This is a genomic window from Aeromicrobium sp. Leaf272 (assembly GCF_001422865.1).
In the GTDB taxonomy this organism is placed as follows: Bacteria; Actinomycetota; Actinomycetes; order Propionibacteriales; family Nocardioidaceae; genus Aeromicrobium.
This window is the reverse complement of the sequence record NZ_LMMY01000001.1, coordinates 9,551-15,027: the sequence shown is the minus strand read 5'-3', so window position 1 is coordinate 15,027 and position 5,477 is coordinate 9,551. Positions and strand designations below refer to the sequence as shown.

Below are 5,477 nucleotides of genomic sequence, written 5' to 3'. Positions count from 1 at the left end.
CCGCTGCCATGGAGGACATCGGCTACAACATCGCCGTCGAGCGAGATGTGCGACCTGGGCAACAGATCCGCGAACACCTGCGCCGCATCGTTGACGAGATCGAGGTGGACCTCGGCTTCGACCTCAACACCTGGCGCCTCGACGTCGCCGACAAGTACCGGATGGTCAAGCACCCCGAGCACCCGGACGTGGACTCGTTGGACCTGCTGAACCTCCTCCGCGAGACCCGTCTCCTGTTCCGCGTCTGGGTCGCTCTGCGCCTGGGCACTCCGAAGAAGGTCATCGAGCGCAACCTCCGGCTCGTGCCGATGCATCGGCCCTACGTCCGGTTGTGACCTGCGACCGTCGTCCGCACCGGAGCACGGTTCACCGGCCGGCGCCGGGACGCTGGAGTCGACATCGGACCCAGGATCCGCTCGGACCGTCAGTCCGAAGCGTCTGGTGCAGGTTCCCGCCGCACGAGTTGCCCGGTCTCGTCGAGCTCTGTCCACGCCCGACCCTGTGCTTCGAACTCGGCCTCGAGGTCGAGGCCGCTCCGACGCACGACCATGCGTCGCGTCCACTCACGGCGCACCCATCCCTGCGCATCGGGGTCGATGTCGTCGTAGGACAGGTGGCCAGCGAGGACCCGTCGGACGGTCCGGGTCTGGCTTGGTCGACCGTCGGACCACTCGTGAGCCACCCTCCGCGCCAGAGCCAACAGCGCCTCGCTGTGAGGGTCTGACTTCGCCAGCTCGAGCGCGGTGCATCCGATCTCCGGCGACTCGATCCGGAGCCACACTGCAACCGCCCACTGGTCCGCCTCTCCGAGCTCGTCGAGCACGGGCAGCAGCCCTGGCAGGACCGTGACCTTCTCGGCCTGTCGGCGGAACTGCCAGACGGGGAAGATCAGGTCGTCAGAACCGGACAGTGGCAGGCCCAGAACCGTCCTGTCATCGGCGGCGAAGCGGAGCTCGGCGGGGTTCTGCAAGCCGAGCGCCTCGGCGGTCCGTGGTTCTGACCAAACGGGACGGACGTGGTCGAGAAGAGCGTTCCCGTCGCCCTCATCCGGTCCTGGGCTAGGGCTGCCTGCGCCCTGCGCGCCCGACTCCGTGCCGCCCCGCCCGGCGGCGGTCATCCGCCCGCTCCCAGTCGGGACCGGCGCGCTGGCCGAGCCGCTGGTGCGGTGCGCGCCTGGCGGGATCTCTGTTCGGTCAGGGCGTTGTTGAGCAGCGCGAAGCAGTAGATGTCCAAGAGCCCCCTTCGCCAGCCGAGGCTCATCTGGCGGTCGACGATGAGGGTCCTTTTGAGGTTGGAATGGAAGCTCTCGGCGTCGTTGCGCAGCCCGTACAGCCGCGCGAAGTCCGGGTCTGCCTCGTGGATGATGCGCAGGTTGTGCGGACGAGTGGTGTCCGAGGAGCGGGTGGCGTGCGGCGACTGCCAGGTGACGAACGAGCCGCGCGGACACGGGACTTTGTAGGCGACGTTGAAGTAGTACTGACCGCCGGCGCGTCGCGACCGCTTGACGGGTCCTCGTTCGAGGGCGGCGGTGACGACGGGGTCGCCGGTCTCGTCGAAGCCGAGTTCTACGACGGCGCCGTCGACCGCTGCGAGCTGGTGGTGGCAGGCGCCGGCCCGGGTGTCGTGGCTGACGACGCCGAGCGGGTAGGACCGCGTACGTTTGCCGCCGACGTTGACGAGCGTGGTCGGTCCTTGCGTGATGGCGTTGGGCGTCTTGGCAAGGACCAGCCACCCGTAGCGGCGCATCATCTGTTCGATGTGGACGCCGTGCATGGCGCCGTCGTAGACGGCGGCCTTGATGCCGTTGCCGAGGTGGCGGTGGACGTCGCCGGCGAGCCTCACCGAGGTGGCGGCCTCCTGTCCTGGGGCCGCGATGTGGTCGGCGGCGAGGACAACCCGCTGGTAGGGCGCGGGGCCGCGCGCGTGCCAGGCGACGTAGCCGTGGGTAAGAACCGGCCCTAGTCGGCCGTGGTGGGGTTGGAGGTCGGGATCGAAACGGCGTGCGGGCTCGGGGCGAAGTTCGCCGGTGCGGGGGTCGGGGTAGAGCACGCGCGAGGTGCCGTCGTCGTCGGTGACGGTGTGGCTGACTGGGGGTGCGTACAGGGGTCGCACCAGAGTGCCGTCGCCGTAGATGCACTGCGTGGTGTCGGGGTGAGTGAAGGAGCCCGGCGCTCCAGGGCGGAACAGACCGATCTCTCTGGCCAGGCCCGCTGCCACTGCCGGGAACTCGCGCCCGAGCTGACCGAGACCTTCGTCGGTCGCGAAGTGCTTGTCACGTGCCCACCGCCAGTGATCCCAACGAGGCGGCGCGATTGCCGGCGGCGGCATGTCGAGGCCGGAGCCAGCTGCTGTCTCGGCGAGGAGGTGACGCGCGAAGTCCCAGATGGCGGGCTCTGCGAGGTCGCGCTCGACCCGGACGGCTGAGCGCGCCAACCGTGCCATCACCCCGAAGGCGAGGACGACGTAGGGCGGGTGCACGGGCGGTCGACCGACCTCGCTCGTCCAGGCCAGCCGCGCACCCAGCTGAACGAGGCTGCGGGAGCCGCAGATGGCACGCACCCTCGCGATGGTGTTGATGTCACTGCCCCGCGGACTCACGTCGGTCGCCAGTTCAGTCCGATGTCCTCCGCGGCTCCGTCGAGGCTGCGGCTGCCCATGCGTCGCGCGACGTCCTGGATGGGCATGCCGTCGTCGAACAGGCGTCGGCCTGCCCAGTTGCGCAGGGAGGCGGGTCGGACATCAGCCTCGTCGGCCAGACCGGCGAACTTCAGGACGGCACCGATGGCGTTCACCATGGAGGCTTGCGCCTTCGGGGTCCCTCCTTGCGCCGAGCCTCGGTAGGCGAGCGGGGTAGATGGCGGCGCTCCTGTCTGGAGGTGCTGCTCCAGCTGTCGCCGGATGATCGTGACACCCCAGTCAGTCAGCTCGCCCTGTCGCGCGTCGTGGCGCCGCGTGCCGGACAGGTGGACCCATCGAGGGTCTTGCGGGTCGTCGACGTCGCGGATGCGAACTGCGGAGATCTCACTCGAGATTGCTGTCGTCTCTCCGAGCGCCCAGACGGTGGCCCTCTGCAACGAGGATCCGCCGGCCTCGCCGAGACGAGCGGCGCTGCGGCACAGCTCGACCTCAAGGTCGGTCAAGGGCCGGGCCGCCGTGGCGCTGCGCGGTGGCAGCGTGAGGTCCAGCGTCGGGTCTGACACGTCGTGCCCGAGCTGGCGTAGCGCGCGGAATCCCATCCGGACAGCGGTCCGACGGGCGTGCATGGTGTGGACCTCCGGCGGTCTGCCGGCAGCGGTGAAGGCGTAGACGAACTCTCTGCACTCCTCGACCGTGAACGACGCCGGGTCGCTCCGGCCGAGACGGACCTGGCGTGTGATGAACCGACGCCAGCTCTCCCCGCAGCGAGCCACGGTCTGCTCCCCGAAGTCGCCCGAGGATCGCCACGCCTCTGTGACCGAAGTGCACAACGACTCAGCCATGGTGTCGAGGGTGTGGTCGGTCCGGCAAGAACACATGGAGCCTCCTGTGGGTCAGGACCGTAGACCCGCTGCACCGTTCAGATCAACGATTCCAACCACGTGGGAACGCCCGGGAGATGACCGGAGAACGCGCGTCGAGGTCGAACGAGTTGTGCACCAATTGCGTTCCGCGGGACGAGCAGGACGGACAGGCATGCGAGCCGACCGGCTGGCACGAGACCCAAAGGAACCTGTCATGACCACTCAGTCCACCAACCCCATCACCGGCACCAGCAAGCAGTCCGAGCTCAACGAGCTCCAGGACCTGCTCGAGTGGCCCGGTCTCTACCGACTCGCCGACGCCGTCGACGAGTACCGCGACAAGCTGCGCAAGAGCGGCGCCGGCGTCCGCCAGAAGTACCCCACCTCGATCCTGCTGTTCACGGCCTGGGCCGCTCGCATCACGGGCAGCCTGGCAAGCGCGATCGCCACCCTCGACGACGACATCGTGTGGCGCCGCCTGGAGGACACCTGGTCTGACCTGACCAACGCAGAGACAAAGGGGCTCCGGTTCCCCCCGAAGTGCCCCGACCGGGAGCAGGTCCGGCACTTCACGAGGTCCATCATCGCGAACCCCAACTACGGCCGCCCCGGCTTCGAGACCGTCCAGCGCTGGGAGGAGTTTCTCCAGCCGAAGCTCCAGGAGATCGCGATCGCGCAGGCTAAGACGCAGGGCCACCTGCTCGACGACAGCGAGGTCGACTGGACACATCCCCGGCCTGAGAACACGGTCATCGGGGACGGCACCGTCGTCACCCGCTGGAGCGACGTCGAGCAGTGGACCGAACCCGCAACGGGAGAGATCATCACGCGAGGTAGCCGCGCCATCTCGCGTCCTCGGATCTCCGACGGAACCGCCCTCACCCATGACAAGAAGAGCCACCGGCACGGCTACAACATGGTCTCCCTGCACACCGCCACCGAGCACGGCTGGATCGTGCTCGGCACCGGGTGCGCCGACGGCGCCGAGCAGTGGGCCGCGCTCGACCTCATCGGCTCCGTCGCGAAGCGCGCCGGCACCGGCGTGCACACGCTCCTGTACGACCGCGTCTTCACCGGGCGCCTCCTCGACCACATGCTCGGACGACACGGGATCCGCGTGATCAACAAGTCCGTCGCCACCAACCGCGGCGATTCCAGCGCCGGGCCAGGGCTCGACGAGATCCTGACCGTCTCGAGCGAAACCGACACGGAGCTTCGACGTGCCGCCGACGTCTTCGTCGCGAACCTCGAGAGCGAGGACCGCACTCAGGTCCGCATCGCCGACCTGACCACAGACCAGCGAACTGCCCTCGGCAACGCCGAGAAGGCCTACGGACGGCACACCCGTCAGAGCGAGCTCAAGGAGCTCTACGACAAGCGCCAGGCACTCCCACTCGGCGTCAGCCTCTACCGCAGCACCTCGGCCAAGCACGTGACCGGTTCGCGCGCAGCCGGACATCGGCCTCACTTCGAGATCATCCGGTCCGCGCCGCGCTTCGTCGGCTCGGTGACACACGCCGACGGATGCAACCACCTCCTCTACACGGACGACGGCGCACTTCACTCGGTCGAGGCCGATGGCCAGCACCTGGTCAAGGTCGCAACCGCGACCTGTCTGTCGTCGCGGCGGAAGAAGCTCGGTTCTGACCGCGAAGGCACGATCTACGCCTCGGAGGACACCTGGGTCCTGCCGTGCCCGAACGGCGACCTCACCTACTCCACCGAGTGGAGTCCGGAACCGACCCACCCCTCCCAGAAGCACGAACGGCCCCGCGACTCGATCGCGGCGGTGCTCTCCGACCTGCGACCCATCAGCCGCTCCCAGGCCAACGAGTTCGCCGACGTCGCCAACGCTCGCAACAACGCCGAGAGCTACAACGCCTGGTTCAAGCGCCGACTCCCGAAGTACGGTCGCGCCGCCACGCTGAGCAAGGACTCACAGGAGTTCGACTACATCGGCGCCGCCTGCGTCCGAAA

Annotated in this window: 5 protein-coding genes; 2 read left to right on the top strand and 3 right to left on the bottom strand. The window is 68.5% G+C overall.

Features of this window, described 5'->3' with window-relative positions:
- On the top strand, positions 1-335 hold a 335-nt coding region (locus tag ASF38_RS00085; RefSeq protein WP_200914342.1), incomplete at its 5' end, for a HEPN domain-containing protein.
- A gap of 89 nt (positions 336-424) precedes the next feature.
- Here ASF38_RS00085 and ASF38_RS00080 read toward each other — a convergent pair.
- From ASF38_RS00080 to ASF38_RS17330, 3 genes are all read right to left on the bottom strand, one after another.
- Complete coding sequence (locus ASF38_RS00080) at positions 425-970, bottom strand: hypothetical protein (protein ID WP_156366722.1); 546 nt, start codon at positions 968-970, stop codon at positions 425-427.
- Between the two features lie 143 nt (positions 971-1,113).
- Positions 1,114-2,478 carry a hypothetical protein gene (locus tag ASF38_RS00075; RefSeq protein WP_156366721.1) on the bottom strand — a complete coding sequence of 455 codons (1,365 nt, stop codon included), beginning with the start codon at positions 2,476-2,478 and terminating at the stop codon, positions 1,114-1,116.
- A gap of 116 nt (positions 2,479-2,594) precedes the next feature.
- Positions 2,595-2,795 (bottom strand): hypothetical protein, encoded by a 201-nt coding sequence (locus ASF38_RS17330; protein WP_156366720.1) that lies wholly within the window; start codon positions 2,793-2,795, stop codon positions 2,595-2,597.
- A gap of 919 nt (positions 2,796-3,714) precedes the next feature.
- Between ASF38_RS17330 and ASF38_RS00065 the strand changes: the two genes are divergently transcribed.
- On the top strand, positions 3,715-5,477 hold a 1,763-nt coding region (locus ASF38_RS00065), incomplete at its 3' end, for a hypothetical protein (RefSeq protein ID WP_162237263.1).

What these genes read in the sequence shown, in the direction of transcription:
- ASF38_RS17330 (WP_156366720.1), bottom strand. Translation starts at nt 2,795, where the DNA reads ATGGTGAACGCCATCGGTGCCGTCCTGAAGTTCGCCGGTCTGGCCGAC.